An 18760-nucleotide genomic window follows, 5' to 3' on the forward strand; every position below is an offset into this window, starting at 1 on the left:
AAATAAAAAAGGACAGTCCGCAGTCAAAATTGACTTAGGACTGTCTTCTTTTATCGCCTACTTTTTGTCCTACTTATTTTTAGTGGATACTCCTCTGATTTCTAAATAGGAACCTAAAAACCACGCCATAAAGCCCAGAATGCACCAATAAAGAACAGCCCAAAATTCAAAGTCCCAAATATACAACCAGAATGCGAATACTATTTCGCACACAATGATTCCGAATGCATTGCCATGCTCTCTCAAATGTTTGTACGACTCTATATAATCTTTAATTTGATCATCCTTCTGTTCCTCAGATAAGCTTTCTTTATTTAGGTGGGTTTCGCCCGTCGTTACTCTCATTTTAAGAACGCTTGATTTTCTTGCTATATCCTCATTATTCGTTCTGAATTTGCTTAATTTCTCATAAAACTCCTGAATGAGACGAGAACTAAATAATAGTAAGAGAATTAATCCTACAATGATACTTATTGCAATGAGGTGCTTGTTATTTCTCCAATGATCCGCGTATTTCCCGTCCATTAACATAGGAGTAAATATCCAAGAAATGTACGACAAGAAACCTACAAAAAATACTATTCCTACGTATTTTGTCCATGATTTTGGAGGATAAAAAAATATTAATGACCTAATTCCATGCAAAATCAAAATCAGCATACTGGAAAAATACATATACAAAAATCCGGAGACTGCCAAAATAATCGCAGCCAAGATGGGAAAACCTGTCTCTGTTATCTCTATGTTTTCATTTTTCGCATCAATCAAATGATTACTCCCTATGGTTTTTAAAAGACTGTTCGCATCATCAACGTCCAGACCATAAGTCGTACTAAACAACAAGCTTTTCACATCATCTTTTATACTTTGACAGCCAGCAACATCGCACTCTGCACATAGAAAATCTGATTTGGGATAAAAAGCTTTCGTTATCAGCCCATCATAATTAATCACCAAATAAAACAAAATCACAATCCCAAAAATCGTGCCCAGCAAGTAGCGCACCAAATAAAACTCCCAAAACCGCGTCCCTCCCATGCTCCCCTCCATACTCTTTTTTCCATTTTCCATTCCGCTACACTCAACAATCATGCAAATTACCAAATATTGTACCATACTCCCAGGACTTTTGATCCAAAAAAAGAACCCCCAGTCAACCATCTGGGGGTTCCGCACTCTATTAACCTTGCTGCCTCGTCGGCGCCAGCGCTATTTCTCGGATGTTGACACTTTGCGGCTGGCTGAAGGCGAAGTAGATCGTCTCCGCTACTGTTCTTGGGTCGAGGCCGCCTTCAATCGACTGTTTCCAATCGGTGTAATTCTCCTTGATCGTCTCATCGGTCGTGTGGCTCAACAGTTCCGTCTCGACAACGCCGGGGGCGATCGTCATGACGCGGACGTTGTGCTTCGCCACTTCTTCCCGCACGTTTTCGCTGATGGAATGAACGGCGAACTTCGTGCCCACGTAAGCCGCATGGTCCGCGAACGTTTTTTTGCCCGCAATCGAGCTGATGTTGATGATCGTTCCTGTCTTGCGCTCGATCATGGATGGAAGCACGGCCTGCATGCCGTTCAACACGCCAATGACATTGACCGCGTACATGTCCTTCCATTCACTGCTGTCCTGGGAACTGATATCGCCCAGGAGCATCCGTCCTGCATTGTTGACGATCGCCTCTACCGGACCAAATCGTGCCTCTGCATCGGCAATCGCCTGCTTCAACGCTGGCTCGTCAGTCACGTCAACCTGCGCCTTGATGATATTGGCTCCCTGAAATTCCTCCAGCCGCTCCACCCGTCTCGCGATCAAAAGCACGTTGAATCCTTTTTCAATAAACAAAGCAGCGGTCGCTTTGCCGATCCCGGAAGAAGCCCCGGTTACTGCTACAAATCCCGTTTTCATTCCTGTCTCCCTCTCTCCCTATCGTTTCGTGTTTCATGGTAAAGTGAGTATAAAAGGAATGCCCGCGCTTCGCTAGTAAGCACTTTGAAGTGAGCTAGTAACCTTGAGGTAAGAAAGGACGCAGCCATGACGAAGAAAAAGTACCTGAACGAATTTGACGCCACCCTGCAAATCATCCAGGGTAAGTGGAAAGTCATGATTCTTTACGAGCTGTATGAAAACTCTCCCAGACGCTTCGGGGAGCTGCACCGCTACATCCGGGATATTTCGCACAAAACATTGACCAATCAATTAAGAGAGCTGGAAGAAGACGGCCTGGTAATTCGAACCGTCTACCCCGAAGTTCCGCCGCGCGTCGAATACGCGCTGACTGCAAAAGGACTCTCGCTCATCCCGCTTTTGGAAATGATTTGCGACTGGGGAATTGCGCACGTCGATCACGGGCAAATGGAGCGTCTGCTCTGCGACGAAACAGAAGAAAAGTGACGCAGGGCGCTCTCGCTGCTACCTTTACCCCTTTCTGGAATGCTGCAAAATTCCGCCAAGGACGGCAGCCCAATCGCCATACGGAAGCTCGTGCCCTGTCCCTTCCAGCGTCAGCAGCTCAGCTCCGGGAATCGCCTGAGCAAGCGCCACTCCATGCGGATACGGAATGATCGGGTCCTCTGTGCCATGAATGACCAAAGTAGGCACCGCGATTTCTTCCGTCCGGGCCAAATAAGCTTCGCAGCCTGTGATCAGGGCATGATTGTTGATGTTTGCCATCTTGCGGCTTCTTTTAAATTCCGCCGCTGCCAACTCTCGCGTGCGCTTCTCATCCAGCGGATACTTGGAGCCGACGAGCACTTCGCACCTTGCAATGCAAAACGCAATCACCGCCTGCTCATTCGCCCAGTCGACCTCTTGCGCATTGCTGAAAAATTGCATCACCTTGTCTTCCATCGGGGGCAAATCAGGAGCGAAATTGGACGTTGCCAGCAAACTGATCGCCTGCACCCTCTCCGGGTTTCGCAAAGCGATCATCTGGGTAATAATCCCTCCCATCGACATGCCGACGATGTGCGCCCGCTCGATTTTGTAAGCGTCCAGGATGCAGATCGCATCGTCCGCCATGTCCTCGAACGTATACCCCGGATTGCCAAGCTCAAAAGTCGTGGAGCGCCCGACATCGCGATTGTCGTAGCGAATGACAAACCGTCCTGCATCCGCCAGCCGCTGGCAAAACTCTTCCTCCCACCAAACCAGTGACGCCTGAGCGCCCATAATCAGCAAAATAGCCGGATCAGCGGGGTTCCCAAAGCTCTCCGTGCAAATCTCCGTGTTCTTCACCTTCACCATTTGTTCAGTCATTCGTACATCTCCCTTCAAAGTCCGTGTTATCATTAGCTCGCTTGGCTGCTACGAGAGCCAGTCAGTATGGCTCGCCGCCTCTGCCAAGCCTGCACAGTTGTTTTGTTTCGCTCATCACATTTTGCCAACAAAAAAACACAGGCTGGTTGCCTGTGCTTGTGTAATCGAAACATACAAAGAAAAAGAACCGCGCAAAAAACACCCTGATTTCCGCGCACGATGACAACAGCCACGAAAAATGGCCGTTCCGTTCTCTTTTCCATTGTTTGTTGTTTTCCAGGGCAAACAAGTGCCGCATTCACCTGCTTTTCACGCGTTTTCACACGTTTACGCACTTGCGCCCTGCAAACAGGTTACCTGAATGGCAAACCATTTTTCGATTACCGTATGCACACAACATAGCCTTTTTGTGCTATTCAAAATCATTGTGCCAGGAATCCAATCGAAAAATTAATTTGCCACACGTAACCCTCCGTTCCATTCAAGTGCCTACAGCTTATCATGCGCTGCTTTTGACTGTCAATAACTGGTGCTCGCCCAGCGATTGGCTTCCTTAGCTCGTTCCTTTTCAGCTACGCAAGTAACTCTCCAATCGCTTCGTTCTTTGTTGCCCATCCAACAGCCCATTCCTTCGCGTGCTACGCGGTAATTCTCCAGCCGCTCGTTCTTTGCTGCAGCTCCCACAGCCGCGCGTAAAGCCCGCCTTTTTCCAGCAGCTCCTGGTGACGCCCCTGCTCCACGACTTTGCCCTCTTCCAGCACGATGATATTGTCCGCATTCACGACTGTTTTCAGCCGATGAGCGATCATGATGACCGTGCGCCCTTTGACCAGACGGCCGATCGCCTGCTGCATGACCGCTTCATTTTCCGGATCGAGAGAAGAAGTCGCTTCGTCCAGCAACAGCACAGGCGCATTTTTCAAAATCGCCCGCGCAATCGAGATGCGCTGCTTCTCCCCGCCAGACAGGGTAGAACCTCCCTCTCCGACCATCGTGTCGTAGCCGTCCGGCAGCTTCATGATGAAATCGTGACAGCACGCTTCCTTGGCGGCTGCCTCAATCTCCTCTTGCGTCGCATCTTCTCGGCCATAACGTATATTGTTGCGGATCGTGTCCTGAAACAAATATACATCCTGAAAAACCATGGAGATTTTTTTCAACAGCTTCTCCGGGTCCAGCTCGCGCTCATCTTTGCCGCCGAACAGCACTCGTCCGCCGAGCGGGTCGTAAAACCGCGCCGCCAGCCGCAGCATGGTACTTTTCCCGCTGCCGGATGGCCCGACAATCGCCGTCAACGTGCCTTCTCTCATTTCGACAGAAACTTTGTCGAGCACAAGCGTATCGTCATAGCCGAAGCTGACCTCCTCGAACCAGATGTCGTGCCCGTGCGGCGCATCCTGTTCTCCTTGCATGATCGGCTGGGCAAGCAGGTTGACGATGCGCTCGCCTGCCATCGCATCGTATTTGAATGAAGGCAAGCGCATAATCGCGACGGAAAGCGGGTCGAAAATACGCGCTCCCACGAGCAGAAACATCGCGAACAAAGGAACGGTCATTTCCCCGCCGAGTACGCGATACACACCAACAATCGTCACGAGCGACACACCCGACTGCATGAACGCCATCGCCACGAGAAAAAACGGGCCGAGCACCCCTTCGATGCGGATGCTTTCCTTCATGAACTGATAAAACGATCGCTCCAGCCGGGTAAAGTTGTCCATGCGCAAATTGTACGCTTTGATGACTTTCATCCCGTACAAGTATTCTTGCAGACAGTTGGCGAGTGTGACTTTTGCCTGGGAATGGCTCGTGCCAAGCTGTCGCTCCACCCTGGAGACTCCCCACAAAATCAGGATCGTGACAGGAAAGCCGGCCAACATCGCCAACGCCATGCGCCAATCCCAAAACAGCAAGCCAAAAAACGCGAGGAACGGAATCAGTATCCCGCTGACCAGTTGCGGCAACACCGAAGTGCTCGCATTTTCAATTTGAGTAAAATCGTTCATGATGGTGTGGCCCAGCTCGCCAGCATCCTTGCGCATGAGAAAGCCAAGCGGCAGCTTGCGCAAATGCTCGGCCAAGTTCGTCCGTCCGGCGGCAGACGCTTCATAGGCGCCGCGATAAATGGCGCGATACGCCTTCTGCTCGCAGAAATACACCACGCCGAGAAACACAACCATACCAGCCGCTGCGAGCCACAAACCTGTCGTGTCAAGCACGGCCTGCTCCCCCGCGTAATAGGCGTACACGAGACTGACAGCCCAAGCCAGACAGCCAAAAGGCAGCATGTTCGCCAGATTGGCAAGCACAGCCCAGATAATCGGCTTCGCCATTTTTTCCGGGTGGCCGGCCGTAATGTTATACAACATGTTGCGCATCAGCCGAACACCTCCTTCTCTTGCCTGAGATCGACTGTCCAATCCGTCGAACTCGTGTAGGCCACCCACATGTTTTTGTACAGCCCGCCTCTGGCCAAAAGCTCTCTGTGCGTACCTCTGTCCGCGATCGTTCCGTCCCGCAGCACGATGATCTGATCCGCCTCGCAGATGGTCGTCAACCGATGGGCGATAATCAGTACAGTCTTGCCCTTGATCAGTTCCCCCAAGGCGAGCTGCATCTCGTACTCGTTCTCAGGATCAGCGTAAGCCGTCGCTTCATCGAGAATTAAAATCTGCGCGTTTTTCAAAATCGCCCGGGCAACCGACACACGCTGCGCCTCTCCACCCGACAGATGCACGCCGCCCTCGCCGATCAGCGTGTCGTAGCCTTTTGGCAACCGCTCGATAAACGTGTGGCATTGCGCAGCCTTGGCCGCCCGGTATACGTCCTCTCGCGTCGCAGACGGCCTTCCCGCCAAAATGTTGTTGTACAGCGTATCGGAAAACAGGAACGTATCCTGGAATACAAAAGACATCGCATCCATCAGCTCGCCAGTTTTCATCGCACGGATGTCTACCCCGCCAACGGAAATCGTCCCCTTTTGCACATCCCAAAACCGCGGAATCAACTGCGCAATCGTCGATTTTCCAGAGCCGGACGGGCCGACCAGCGCCGTAATTTTTCCTTGCTGTGCCACGAAGCTGATGTCTCTCAGCACTTCGTTGCCCCCCTGCTCGTTATAGGAGAAGGAGACATGTTGAAACGCAATGTCATAGCCCGTCGGCTTGTGTCCGTTGTCCGGTTCCGGGATCGGCTGCTCTTTCAGCATGTCGTCAATACGGTTGACTCCCTCCGCGATCGTCGTCATGGCCGAAGCGAAGCTGTTCAGCTTGAAAATCGGCGTAGAAATCCCTGGCGCCAGCACGAGAAACAGCATTAGTGTGGCGGCGAAAGCGACATGATCCGGGTCTTTGCTGAGAAAATACACCCCGACCGGAAAGAAAAAAGTCGCAAGAGACAGCAAGATGACCTTGAAGGAGACGTAGCCCCGTTCAAAATTGTCCGTATAGCGCAGACTGAAATCGCGATAATGCAGCATGTCTTGATAAAACTTGCGAAATGAATGCACGGTCTGCCCAAACACTTTGATCGCCGGCATCCCGCGGACGTACTGCACAGAAGAGGTGCTGATCGATTCCAGCGCGTCAAAATACTCCTTCAGCCCCGCCTTTGCCTTTTTGCCAGCCATCATCGAAAACTGGGCGGCAAATCCGAGCACCATCGGGATGATGCAGGCCAGAGCCAGCCAAACGTCGAGCGAGAACATCGCCACGATGATCACGACTAGCATGACTGCCGTATTGATCAAATCGGGAAGCTGATGGGCAATAAACAGCTCAATTCGCTCCACGTCCAGCTCCACCACTTTTTTGATTTTTCCCGTCGCATTTTTATTGAAGTAGCCGAGCGGCAAAGAGCCGATATGATCAGCCAGCTTGACCCGGATGCCGTACAAAATACGAAAAGCGGCAATGTGCGAGCACATCCCGCCAACGTACATGAACAAATAGCCGAGGAGCAGTCCAACCACGCCCCATACCGCCCATGTGATGACATACGCGGCGTCGACAGCGGCAATGTCATCCGCATGGCGCAAAAGCTCAGCCAAAACGCAGTAAATCGACAAGTACGGGACGAGCAGCAAAAAGACGCTCACGGTAGACAAAACGGCCGAGCAAACCATCAGCGTCTTTTTCTCGCCTGCCAGTTCCATAAGCCGGGCCAGTCCTTTTTTGGGCTTACGTTTCAACGGTTCTCACTCCTTGTTCTGTGAAAATCGTCTCCTCATCATGAGCCGCTTTCAACTCCACAACCTGGTCGCTTGCCAGTCCAGACAAAATCTTGTCGTGTGTAATAATCACAACAGTCTTTCCTGCCCGGGCCAGCTGCTTGACCCACGCCGCGACTTTCAGGACACCGTCACCGTCCAGCCCGCTCGTCGGTTCGTCCAAAATAATCCACTCGGCATCCGAGCAGTAGGCGGCAGCCATCGTCACCCGCTGCTTTTCTCCCCCTGACAAGGAAGCAGGGTGACGGTCGCGCAGTCCTTCAATGCCGAACGCTGCCATCGCTTCATAGGCCCGCTTGCGCAAGTTCTCGTCCAGCGCTCTGCCCATGACAATCTCGTTGCCCACACTGTCCGAATACAGCTGGTAGTCTGCGTCTTGCATGACCAAGTAGCTGGCCGAGCGCCGCTTGCTGGCGGAATAACGGGCAGAACCGTAGAAGACCGCTCCGCTTCGCTCGCGCAACAGCCCGCACAACACTTTGCAAAGGGTCGTCTTCCCCGATCCGTTTTCACCCGTCAAGGCCGTCACCGTGCCTTTCGGGAGCGTGACGTTCAGATTCGAGATCCCATCTCCTTTTTTCCGGTAGGAATACGACAGTTCCCGGGCTTCCAGCGCCATTTCCGCCGTGCGTACAGTCTCCCTGTGCTCCTGCTCCCCCATCCGAATCATATCGGGATGGCGCAAACCGTACGGGCGAACCGCTTCCATCGGCAGTTCGGCAAACTCGTCCCGCGACCACGTCCGGGCGATTTGGCCTTGATTCATGCAGACAAACGAGTCCGCGACAGGCAAAAACGGATTCAGCCGATGCTCGCAAATGAGCAAAGTCGTGCCGTTGTCCTTGAGTCTCCCCAAAATCTCGATCAGATTTCGCGTAGAGGATTGATCCAGATTGGCTGTAGGCTCGTCTAGCAAAAGCAGCGGCGGGTTCAGGACAGATGCCGCCGCGATCGCGACACGCTGCTTTTGCCCGCTGGACAGCTTGTGCAGCGAGCGGTCGAGCAAATGATCTACCCCCAGTTGTTTCGCCACACTTTCAATCCGTTCGATAATTTCTGCCGGGTCCATCCCGATGTTCTCCGCCGAAAACGCCAGCTCATCCCGCACCTTTTCCATAAAAAACTGGCTGCGCGGGTCCTGAAATACGACACCCATCAGCATCGTTCTCTCCTGCGGCAAAAGCTCGGCCGGACTTTTCCCGCCCACACTCACCGTACCGCTGAGCGTCCCTGGATAAAAGCCGGGAGCCAGCCCGTTGACCAGCCGCATCATCGTGCTCTTGCCGCTGCCGGAGCGCCCGCACAACACGACGCACTGTCCGGCTTTGACAGACAAATTGATCTGCTTGACTCCCGACTCGCTGCCGGGCTCTCCGTCATCACTTGCATAATGGAAGGTGACATCGCGCAATTCGATCATCGAATAATCCCTCCCCCGTAAATCGCTGTTCCTGCGATGATATAAATGAGCAAAGCCACTGCGTCCACCGATTTGAAATGATACGGATAGATAGATGTCCTGCTGCACTTGCTCTCGATCCCGCGCAGCTCAGCCGATGAAGCCAGCTCGGCTGACAGTTTCAGGCAACGCACGACCAGCGGCATGAAATAGCACTCGTAAGCCATAGCCGGATGAAGCAGCGCGCTGTACCAGTGCGGGAAAATGCCCCGAGCGCGAATCCCGTCCCGAATCGCCTGCATTTCCATGATGACAACCGGGAAAAAGCGGAGCAAAACGCAAATCATTACCGTGATCGGCCGGGGCACAGCCATTCTCTCCAGCACGCACATCAGACTGCCAGGAGGCGAGTACATCAGCGTCGCCCCGATCATGACCAGCGGCATCATTCTGGCAAAAGAATAGAAAACGAGCTTCATCGTGCCCAGCATCTGCGGCATGATATACGCAATAACCAGCGACATCACATAGACGAGAATAAATGGCATGACCTTTCTGGACAGGTGATTTAAGACCAAGTACACTACACTTAAAGCAACCATCATATGTACTTGCCATTCTTCCTTGATCAAAATGGTCAGGATCGTTGCCAGCAAAAGCACCAACAAGTGTGTCTTTGGACCCGGTTTTCTCATGCCAGCTTCGCCTTTTTCACATGCTTCTTGAACAACACGTTTCCGATCAGGCACCCAAGCAGCCCGCCCGCTGCTGAAATCGCTAACATCGTAATCGCCATGCTCGGCGTACTGTAGTAATAGAGCATCTTATCCATGGCGGCTTTGGAATAGCTCTTGGACAAAGTGGCAATATACGCATCGCGGAAGAAAATGAGCGGAACGATAGCGCAGAGCGAATAGCCTACGTAAAACAGGGCGTAGGCAATGGCGTTGCGGACAGGATTTTTATAGCCGTCCTTGCCCCACAAAACCAGTTCGCCCACGATTCCCATGCAGGCCAATACGAGCAAAAAATACGCGTAGCCATAGGCGATAAAATACAAGCCTGTAATGACGGAAGTGAAGAACAGGACACCTCTTTTGTTAATTTTGTTGGACATGACAACGTAAAGCGGCGCATTGAGCAAAGCCGTAATCCCGCCAACCACCAGATACGAGGCGAAGGTAAAGATCGGGCAAATCGTCATAATAATGAGCATGACTACGTTAAAAATAGCGAGTGTGATAAAGTCCCGCAAAGTCCATCTGTTTTGCAGGGGTGAGACGGCGGCTTCCATGATAAATCCTCCTTTTGTTCATACTCTGAGATGATAGGACTGTAAATGAGATCAATTTTCATTTGCAGTAACTTGGTTCCATTTTATTTTTTTCCAACTCGGGGGGTCAATGAGCTAACGGCAGGTGTGTCTTTTCATGGCATCATTTCGTCTGATCAAAGCATTGGGAGGTGAGTAGAAATGAAGGATCTTGTAGCTGACATGCACGTGCCTTGCCTGGCAAAATGCGGTTTTTTCCGCGATGACAGCCCATCTCCTTACAGTCAGGCGGGAACGTGCTTCTCCATCTCGCCGGAAAAAGGCTCCGGGCATTACTGGACGTATTCCCGCGAGAATCTGTTTTCCATCTCCATCCTCGACTTCGTTTTTTACGAGGATTTGTACCTGGAATTTGAGCAGCCGAAATATATGAGCCTGAACTACTACGACTCCGTGGCGGGAGAAGAGCTGCATCCGCCGAAGCGTCTCTCCTCCGGATACATCCGGGTGCATTTTGGCTGCAATAACGTGTATCGGGCGCGATATGAGAAAAATGTGCCGATTCGTTCCACTGGGTTTGAGATTACGCCGGAGTATTACGAAGATTATTTGCAGACCAAATACCCCGATGAGTACACAGACCTTCGTTCCGCTTTTGTCAGCGTGGACGGCCTGACTCATTTCCCCGAGCTTGTCTTTTTGCTCAGGCAAATCAGACAATTTCGCGGTACGGGAATCGCCGCGCGACTGTACTACGAGAGCAAGGTTGCCGAAGCGGTTTCCCTGATCGTCGAACGGGCCAAACAGCAAAAAAAGGCTCATCCGAGCAAGTTTGTGTCCAGAGAGGATTTGGATAGTCTTCAAGCTGTGACTGCGTATATGGATGAACATTTTGCCGGAGAACTTCACCTGGAGCATCTCGCCCGCATTGCCTGCATGGGTACGACAAAGCTCAAGTACACGTTCAAGCTCGTCTATAAGTGCACGATTACCGAATACATTCAAAACAAGCGAATGAGCCATGCGGAACAGCTGCTCAGCACGACTGACTTGCCGATCAGCCAGATCGCCCAGATCGTCGGCTATCACAATTCGAGCCGTTTTTCCGAGCTGTTCCGCAAGATGACTGGTCTTTTGCCCAACGAATACAGAAGACATTGCGCCACCCCTCTGCTCGGCGTAGCAAAAAAATAAGCTGTGGCCGCTTCTGTGACGGCTACAGCTTATTTTTTCAGCAAACGTGCGTCTTTAGTTGCTCGATCACGCTTTCCCAATGTTCCTTCATCTGCTCGCGCATGTCGGCATCCGCCAAGTTTTCCTGATGAAAGCTGACGGTAGTTTTCCCGTTTTTGGCGGAAATCAAGCGGATTTGCAGCGTCGAGAACTTTTCCCAATCGCTTTTTTTCCACCTTAGGCGAAGCTGCTGATAAGGCTTGACGATTTTGAACTGTCCGGATATTCCTTGCTGCGATTCAAAAGCTGCTTCTGCTGCAAGCGACAGCGGCGGCAGGTCGCCCAGCCAAAGCTTCGTTCCCTCCGGGGAGGTCAGAAAAAGCCAGATTGGCTCCGCCTCTACGGGAAGCGTTCTCCTCACGCCGATCTGAAACCCGGCAGCAGCGGTTTGCCCCACCACCTTAGGAGTGGCAGCGGACTGCTTTTTGTTCATCTGTACTTCCCCCTATCCGTTCGAAATGTGCGTGCTAATGCTCACAAACTTGTCTTTCTAGCATACTTTCATTTTTTGGAAATATCAATCAATCCACAGAGGAAAACAAGTTGCGTACCCGTTCATCCCGCAGCCAAAGCCCGCCCCAGGCCAAAATGGCCAGGTAGACAGCAAACAGCGTGTGCGTCAAAAGCGGCGCATCTACGCGAACTTGTGTAGCGATGACGCCACCGAAGTAGCCTGTCAGCAAAATCGCTCCCAACACTGCAGTTCGCGGCAAAGCGTACAAAACAGTAGAGATAATCGCCAAAATGCCCAAGAGCGCAATATGGTGCTGCGCAAATCCGAGTACCAGTGTGCCTTCGACGACAGGAGCGGGTTGGATCAGCTTGAACACACCGTCAAACAGCATGAAGAGGATGACCAGCCAGCTCATGATCCGCGCTACCCACAGTCGCGTTCGGGAAATTGTTTTCGCCATGTTTTCTAACCGCCTTTCTTTATTTGCCAAAATCCTTTTGTTAAGAGAAGCGTATCATAAACCGCTCAACAACGTTTCTTCTCGTTTGCTATGTTCAGCGTCACGGCTCGTGGACCGCATGCCGCTCCGCTCACTCTCCTGCCAAAACATCGAGACGTTTTTCACAGAAAAAAGCAGTCCGTGCAAAAGGCTGCTGCCTCGCTGCTCGAACTGCCTGCGTTCTTCTGTTATTTTGCTGTGCCGCTTACTTCAGCCGCTCCACCTGATAGCCTTTTTCCTTCAGTTGGTCAAGCACCATGCCTTTCAGCGCGTAGTGGGCAGAGCCTACGACGACAAAGGAAGTGTGCTCGCCTTCCTGTTCCAGCAACTGGGCCAGCTTGTTCGCCATGTTTTTGTCCCGTTCACCAACGAGGCGCTGGTTCAATCCTCCGGCATCGAATTGTCCTTCCACGCTCAAAACGCGAGTCATGCCTTCCAGATCGCCTTGCACCCACTTCGTCTGCATGTCTTGCAACACCTGATAGCTTGCTGCCGGCTCTTTTCCGGAAAGCAAGCTGTCCAGAATGACGTTCAATTCCTTTTCCTGCTGCTCTGCGGGTACGCCCGAGAGCAAATCGGCTTGCAGCTTGATGCCTTCCAGCTCGTGGACCGGCTTTTGCTCAAGCATCGCTTTGGCCAGGAAATAGCGGTCGATCCCTGTCAGCATCGCCAGTTCGCCTTCCTCCGGGCTTCCGGTATAGCCTACCGTTACCAGGGAAAGACCAACGGCAAAAGGCTTGTAGCCATCGAACGCATTTTCAGGCAATTTCATGCTTGCCAGCGCCTTTTGCAGCTTGCTGTATGTGGCGGCTGACACGTGATCCTGGAGTGTCGTTCCGTCGCTGTAAATCATTTTCTCCAGCATGTAATTCATGTCGCCAGCAAGGATATCCGCCTCGACCCACAGATCGTCTGACGCTTCATAAGCGTCGCGGATTGTTTTTTGCATCGGATACATGTCGGTTGTGCCCATATGAATCGAGCCGAGCAAATAGAGCGTATTTTGGCCTTTGGTCACTTTCCACAACAAGCCTTTGGCTCCGCCGCCCGCCAAATCATTGGCGAACTCGACCACCCGGCTGGCCATGACCGCAGCCTGCTCTACTGTTGCTGGCTGATCCAGCTCCAAACCTGTGCTCGTCCCTTTGACAAGTTCATGTTTGCGCATGTACTCCAACGGAGCGAGTGCAGTCACATCGGCTCCCTTTCCGGCTGGCCACTCATAGTTTGCCAGCAGCTTGTGCAAGGAAACGGCTACTGCTTCGCGCGTCGCCACACGGTTGTCTGACCAGGACAAAGCTGCTTTTTTCTTCAAGCCAAGCTGATCGAGCTTCTTTTCTGTCGCTTTCAGCAAATCCGCAAACTTATCGGCAGGAATCGGTTGAAGGAACGATTCGTCTTTGTACCAGGCTAACGGAAAAATTCCGTATTTCTCGCCTTCATTCAATGTCGAAATGGACCATTCACTGAGAAAAGGCACCTGAACAGGCTCTGCGGCTTTCAGCGGGTATACGTGGCCGAGCAAAATCGTCAGGCCAAGCACTCCCGCCCCTGCCCATCTGCCAAGCTTCTTCCAGTGGTTGTTTCTTTGCATTTTCAAGATCTCCTCTCATGCTGTCTGCAACTTGCCTGCATGTTTCTAGTAAACAATGGTAGATTATACCACAGTTGAAAATGGTAGGTAAACGTCAAAAAGTCTGTCTGCTCCCTGTGGCAGCCGCCAGTCTGATCGTATCCAGAAGCCGATGCAGGTGGAGTGCCTCAAAAAAATCGGGAACGGTGAACGTCCCTGTCTGAATGTCCTTGGCAAAAGCTTCATGAGCACTAGCCACATATTGCCTGACTGCTTCGCCTTCTGCCGCATCTTTTGCAACCGAGACGAAGTGGTCCGGATTGCTTGCTGCAACACGGCTTGCAGAAGAGTAGGCTGTCATGTGCGCTTCCAGGTTGCCGAACTGTACATGCCCCACCGAATTGTGCTGCACGATGCGAATGACTCCCAGCTCTCCCTGAATTTCCAGCTCAAAGGCGGGATACGTGCCGGCCTGGATATGAACGAATGCCGAAGCCCCGCTTTTCAGCACTCCTTGCACCATGATCTGATCTGCTGTGTCTTTTGCAATGATTTCATTCGTCGCAAGCACAGTCGCGGTAGAAAAATTCCGGTTCATCATCGCGGACAGCTCACGAAAATCGCCAAGCAAGTAGCACAGGGCATCCAGGGAATGGCCGCCGTTGATCGCAAGCAATGTCGCACCGTGTTTTTCGCTCAGCAAATACGCCCCCTGCCGATCGGTGACTCCGCCTTTTCCTTGCGTGGAAACGCGCATGTGACAAGACAAGATACGGCCAATCTCGCCTCGCTCCAGACGCTGCTTCACTTGCCGCAGCACAGGTGACTGTCTCGCCTGAAGCCCTGCTGCGTGATGAACGCCTGCCTGTCTTGCCAGACCAGCCAACTGTTCTGCTTCGCTTGTCGTGACAGCTAGAGGCCACTCGCAGTACACATGCTTCCCGGCAAGGATGGCGCTGCGGACTGCATCGTAATGATCAGGAACCTTGACGCTTACAACTACCAGCTCCACAGCTGACGAGCCGCTTACGGCGCGATGGTCTGTCGCAGCGAGCGTAGCCCCGGTCACTTCCGCACTCTTTCGCGCACTCGCTTCGTTTGTCGTGGCGATTGCGGTGATGCGGTGTCGCTCACTTTGCAAAAGCACAGGAATATGCGTCTTACTTGCCCACTGATTGTTCAACGACCCGCCGATAATCCCGGTGCGAATTTGCTTTGTATCCATGTCTTTCCCTCCTGCTTCACGCGTGCAATTCTTTTTTGTGAAAAGTATACTAATCCAAAGACATCTCGAATAATGTTAACTTTTGATTGCTCTATCACTTTTTTTGATGGAAGGAGTTGAAAACATGGATATGGATACGATCCGGGCGTTCGTGACAGTTGCCGAGTTGAAGAGCCTGTCCGCCGCTGCCTTTCGCATGAACCATCTGCAATCCAACATGACGGCGAAAATCAAAAAAATCGAAGCTCATTACGCACAGCAACTGTTCATTCGCAGTTCCAAAGGCATGGAGCTGACGGTGGAAGGCAAGCGGCTTTACACGCACTACAAGAAGCTATTGAGCTTGTGGGAAGAAGCCGAACAAGAGATGAAACAGCTTGAACCGAAGCTTCGGCTGGGCACGATGCAATCCGTGATTGGCTCGGAAATTACCACTACGCTTGCCGGCTTGTATGAAAAATACCCGCAGCTGTCCGTTACTTTACAGACTGGCTCAACTGCCGAAATGGAACAAGCGCTGATGAATGGCACGATCGACCTGGCTTTCACGATTGGCGCATCCAGCAAGACGGAACAGTTGCACTATAAAAAAATCGGCTTGGAGGAAGTCGTCCTGGTTGGAAAAGGAGCCGTGCCAGGCATGTCGCTCAAAAGCATTTTGCCAGGAGCAACGGTACTGATTTTGTCCGAACAATGCCTGTATACATCGCGCATGGCACAACTTTTTTCCGATTTCGGTCTGCCAAAAGCACCCGTGACACAGGTTGCTGTAGTGGAAACTCTGCTACAATTCGCCGCGCTGGGAATGGGCATTACTCTCATGTCCAAACGCATTGTCGAACGGCTCGGTGTGACGAACTATTTGGAGCTGCCTGCCGAGCAGCGTTTTCTCGATAAATATGTGATTACCAGGCAAGGCTATGAGCTTTCTCCGCTGGAAAAGCAATTTATAGAAGCCAGCCACTTTTTATAGTCCGACCTGGTTTGCTCCGCTTTTTTCCTGCTTCTTGTCCCGGTTCGAGGTACTGGGACAGCGCTGAAAAAAAAACACACAGCTTTGCCCCTGCTGTGCGTTCCCGATCCGCTCTTTATTTTCCCTCGACAAACGTAATCTTCTTCATGAGCAGCCTGATGCCTTTTGGCAAAAAATAAGCGACTGGAAAAGCCAGTGAAAACGCCATCGGCCACGCCTTGAGCCAGCGTGTAAGCAGCATGGAGTCGAAGCCGAAATTAACCAGCATCATGAAAAACGACAAAAGACAGGACATGCCCAAAGCCATCAGAAAAGTAAAAAGAATGTGTTCGTATTTTTTGTTGATTTTCACAAGCATCACCCTCGTTGTAATTTCCTGTTATTCCCTATTATAAGGTACCTATTTTGCGCAATAGTTACCTCGTTAACTATGGTAGATTAAAGCATAATGGCGAAGTCGTCAATCGCGTAAGTGTCGGCTGAAAAAAAAGAAAAAACCCTTGGCAATCAAGGGTTTTTAGACATGTCTTCGCTATTGTTCTTTCATCCGGCTGGCTACCGCTTCCGCCAGTTCGGTTGTCAACTGGGGAACGTGCGATTTCAGGATGGAATTTACCATCGGCGCCTTCAAGCCTTTGGCTGTAATATCGAGAAAGCCGGTCATTTTCGTACACTTCTCGCCCAATTCCTGTGCCTTGAAGTAGCCTTCGCCCGTGAAATTCTCGTTGATTCCGGCCAGCATGAATTTGACTTCGGTCGGCTCGTTCCATTCCGTAATATCTACCTGCAAGCTGATCTCCTTTTTCAAGATGCCGATGTCTCCGGTAAAGCTCCAGGTCACGCGGCGCTCGTTAATGACTTCGTGGCTGATGTAGCCCGGAACTAGCACTACCCAATGATCCAATACACGGACAAACTCCCAAACCGTTCGGATTGGCAGCGGCACTTCGATATCGTGGATGCCTTGAGGCATGGCTTTTCATCCCTTTCCCCGTATGATTTCTCTGTCTCGTAATATGTATGGTTTGTTTTGACAGGATATATCGGGAAAATGTGGCGAAGCGTTTGCCCATGCCAGGCCATTTTACATGAGCTGCTTCCGGTCCGGCTTGCCCAACTCGGTGTACGGCAGCTGCTCGACAAAAACGATTTCTTTGGGCATCTGATATCTGGCTACTTTTTGCCGCAGCCATTGCTGCAATTGTGTCTCAGTCAGTCCGGCATGACTCGCGAGCTGGACGAACGCCTTCAACCTTTGCCCAAACGCTTCATCCGGGATGCCGATCACAGTCGCGTCTTCGATGGCCGGATGCTCCACAAGCACTCGCGCAAGCTCGACTGGATACACATTTTCGCCAGCGGACACCACCATGTCGTCTGTTCGCCCGCACAAGTAGTAATAGCCCGCTGCATCCCGATAACCGACGTCGCCTGTCTCGATCCAAGCCTGTCGCTTGAAAAACAGCGAGCCGCCCGCCTTCACGCACAGCTGGCCGATTTCGCCTGCCTTGCATGGACGCTGATCGGAGTTTCGCACATTTCGCACATGCAAACGGACACCCGGGATTTTTTGCCCGATCGTGTGCGCACGATGCCGGAGGTCGCCGGGCGTGGCGATCACACATAGCCCCGCTTCCGTTGTCCCGTATAAATTGTACAGACAGTCGCCCAATTCGGCGGACACCTCGGCTACGAGTCCGGTGGCAAGCGGCGCTCCGCCTGATGCGATGCAAACAAGAGACTGCAACGCTGTCGGATCGTGATGCAGCATTTTTCTGAGCATCAACGGGACAACGGATACGACCTCTACTTTGTGTCTGGCAATCAGCTCACACGCTTTGGCGGCAGCGAAGCCGGGAGTGATCACTGTTTTTTTGCCCAAAGCGACAAACAACAGCAAGATAGCCAAACCGTATCCATGGTAGATCGGCGTCGCAATATAGGCTGTATTCAGCCGAAGCAGCCCAAGCTGGCTGAGCAGAGCCAAAAACGGCGGCAAATAATGAAACAGCGACGGCTTGTGCGGCACTTTTTTCGCACGCCCCGTCGTTCCGCCTGTCAGGAGCATGATCTTGCCCGCAGAACTGCGCGCTGGTACTGGCACTGACGCCAGCTCTTCGTCCGACCAGTCCGAGCATTCTCCCAGCAACTGGTTGATCGCGGGAAGATGCTCGTGATAGCTGTACAGACTCGCTCCCGCGTATCCCGCCTGCTCGATGGTCGCCGTCTGCTTTTCGTCGTGGATAAGCAGGTCCAGCTCCACTTCGTCGAACAACTGCCTGAGCTGTCCCGCACTCATTTCGGGATTGAGCAAATATACATCGCAGCCCGTACCGGACGCCGCGAAAATGGCTCGCACCAACGCGATGTGGTTTTGGCATAAAAAGCCGACCTGTTTGCTTTTCGCAAGACCGTATTTTTCCTTGAACACCCAAGAGAGCCGCAGAGAGTCTGTCCAAAGCTGCTGAAAGCAAACCGTTTCCCGCTCGTCGACCAATGCGACCTTTTGAGCGTGGGTGCTTTGCGCGAGCTTCAGCAGCGTCATCAGGTTCGTTCCGCATCGGAACAAGGCGGCGAGCAGCCTGCCGATGCCTGCTGGCGTCAAAAGCTTCATTTTGGCAAGCACAGCGAGCAAATACATCAGGCGCAT

The 18760-nt window shown here is 52.0% G+C and carries 18 protein-coding genes; 3 read left to right on the plus strand and 15 right to left on the minus strand.

Annotation, left to right across the window (positions count from 1 at the left end; all coding sequences use genetic code 11):
- Positions 1-69: 69 nt before the first annotated feature.
- Entirely contained in the window at positions 70-1071 is a 1002-nt protein-coding gene (locus tag IRJ17_RS25250) for a hypothetical protein (RefSeq protein WP_242772260.1), read from the minus strand.
- Between the two features lie 109 nt (positions 1072-1180).
- Positions 1181-1903: an SDR family oxidoreductase gene (locus IRJ17_RS25255; RefSeq protein WP_173598410.1), complete on the minus strand. Its 723-nt coding sequence runs from the start codon at positions 1901-1903 to the stop codon at positions 1181-1183.
- Between the two features lie 126 nt (positions 1904-2029).
- Here IRJ17_RS25255 and IRJ17_RS25260 point away from each other — a divergent pair, with 126 nt between their 5' ends.
- Positions 2030-2389, plus strand: a complete 360-nt coding sequence (locus IRJ17_RS25260) for a winged helix-turn-helix transcriptional regulator (RefSeq protein ID WP_122962985.1) — start codon at positions 2030-2032, stop codon at positions 2387-2389.
- A gap of 24 nt (positions 2390-2413) precedes the next feature.
- Here the strand turns inward: IRJ17_RS25260 and mle are convergent, their stop codons facing one another.
- From mle to IRJ17_RS25290, 6 genes are all read right to left on the minus strand, one after another.
- Complete coding sequence (gene mle, locus IRJ17_RS25265) at positions 2414-3253, minus strand: alpha/beta fold macrolide esterase (protein WP_242772261.1); 840 nt, start codon at positions 3251-3253, stop codon at positions 2414-2416.
- Between the two features lie 638 nt (positions 3254-3891).
- Complete coding sequence (locus IRJ17_RS25270; RefSeq protein ID WP_242772262.1) at positions 3892-5631, minus strand: ABC transporter ATP-binding protein; 1740 nt, start codon at positions 5629-5631, stop codon at positions 3892-3894.
- Positions 5631-7442, minus strand: coding sequence for an ABC transporter ATP-binding protein (locus IRJ17_RS25275; protein WP_242772263.1), 1812 nt, complete (start codon positions 7440-7442; stop codon positions 5631-5633). Before IRJ17_RS25275 ends, IRJ17_RS25270 begins: the two co-directional genes overlap by 1 nt.
- The gene (locus IRJ17_RS25280) at positions 7432-8901 is read right to left on the minus strand and encodes an ABC transporter ATP-binding protein (protein WP_217021907.1); all 1470 of its coding nucleotides are present in this window, start codon (positions 8899-8901) and stop codon (positions 7432-7434) included. The genes IRJ17_RS25275 and IRJ17_RS25280 overlap by 11 nt, the downstream gene beginning before the upstream one ends.
- Entirely contained in the window at positions 8898-9575 is a 678-nt protein-coding gene (locus IRJ17_RS25285; RefSeq protein ID WP_173596117.1) for an energy-coupling factor transporter transmembrane component T family protein, read from the minus strand. Before IRJ17_RS25285 ends, IRJ17_RS25280 begins: the two co-directional genes overlap by 4 nt.
- Positions 9572-10174, minus strand: coding sequence for an MptD family putative ECF transporter S component (locus IRJ17_RS25290; RefSeq protein WP_122962978.1), 603 nt, complete (start codon positions 10172-10174; stop codon positions 9572-9574). Before IRJ17_RS25290 ends, IRJ17_RS25285 begins: the two co-directional genes overlap by 4 nt.
- A 180-nt stretch (positions 10175-10354) precedes the next feature.
- Here IRJ17_RS25290 and IRJ17_RS25295 point away from each other — a divergent pair, with 180 nt between their 5' ends.
- A complete protein-coding gene (locus IRJ17_RS25295; protein ID WP_122962977.1) occupies positions 10355-11347 on the plus strand; it encodes a helix-turn-helix domain-containing protein in 993 nt (330 codons plus the stop codon).
- 37 nt (positions 11348-11384) lie between these two features.
- Here the strand turns inward: IRJ17_RS25295 and IRJ17_RS25300 are convergent, their stop codons facing one another.
- The 4 genes from IRJ17_RS25300 to IRJ17_RS25315 all read right to left on the minus strand — a co-directional run bounded on the left by IRJ17_RS25300 (position 11385) and on the right by IRJ17_RS25315 (position 15137).
- Entirely contained in the window at positions 11385-11819 is a 435-nt protein-coding gene (locus IRJ17_RS25300) for an SRPBCC family protein (protein ID WP_173598416.1), read from the minus strand.
- 88 nt (positions 11820-11907) lie between these two features.
- Positions 11908-12300 carry a DoxX family protein gene (locus IRJ17_RS25305; RefSeq protein WP_122962975.1) on the minus strand — a complete coding sequence of 131 codons (393 nt, stop codon included), beginning with the start codon at positions 12298-12300 and terminating at the stop codon, positions 11908-11910.
- Positions 12301-12544: 244 nt separating this feature from the next.
- Positions 12545-13933, minus strand: coding sequence for a TraB/GumN family protein (locus IRJ17_RS25310; protein ID WP_242772264.1), 1389 nt, complete (start codon positions 13931-13933; stop codon positions 12545-12547).
- 94 nt (positions 13934-14027) lie between these two features.
- Positions 14028-15137 (minus strand): Gfo/Idh/MocA family protein, encoded by a 1110-nt coding sequence (locus IRJ17_RS25315; RefSeq protein ID WP_242772266.1) that lies wholly within the window; start codon positions 15135-15137, stop codon positions 14028-14030.
- Between the two features lie 124 nt (positions 15138-15261).
- Here IRJ17_RS25315 and IRJ17_RS25320 point away from each other — a divergent pair, with 124 nt between their 5' ends.
- Complete coding sequence (locus IRJ17_RS25320) at positions 15262-16110, plus strand: LysR family transcriptional regulator (protein ID WP_242772268.1); 849 nt, start codon at positions 15262-15264, stop codon at positions 16108-16110.
- A 115-nt stretch (positions 16111-16225) separates the two neighbouring features.
- Here the strand turns inward: IRJ17_RS25320 and IRJ17_RS25325 are convergent, their stop codons facing one another.
- The 3 genes from IRJ17_RS25325 to IRJ17_RS25335 form a co-directional block, all read right to left on the minus strand.
- Complete coding sequence (locus IRJ17_RS25325; RefSeq protein WP_122963257.1) at positions 16226-16462, minus strand: DUF2798 domain-containing protein; 237 nt, start codon at positions 16460-16462, stop codon at positions 16226-16228.
- Between the two features lie 180 nt (positions 16463-16642).
- Positions 16643-17083: an SRPBCC family protein gene (locus tag IRJ17_RS25330; protein ID WP_217021902.1), complete on the minus strand. Its 441-nt coding sequence runs from the start codon at positions 17081-17083 to the stop codon at positions 16643-16645.
- A gap of 111 nt (positions 17084-17194) precedes the next feature.
- A complete protein-coding gene (locus IRJ17_RS25335; RefSeq protein ID WP_242772271.1) occupies positions 17195-18760 on the minus strand; it encodes an AMP-binding protein in 1566 nt (521 codons plus the stop codon).

The organism is Brevibacillus parabrevis, assembly GCF_022701015.1.
Lineage (GTDB): Bacteria > Bacillota > Bacilli > Brevibacillales > Brevibacillaceae > Brevibacillus > Brevibacillus parabrevis.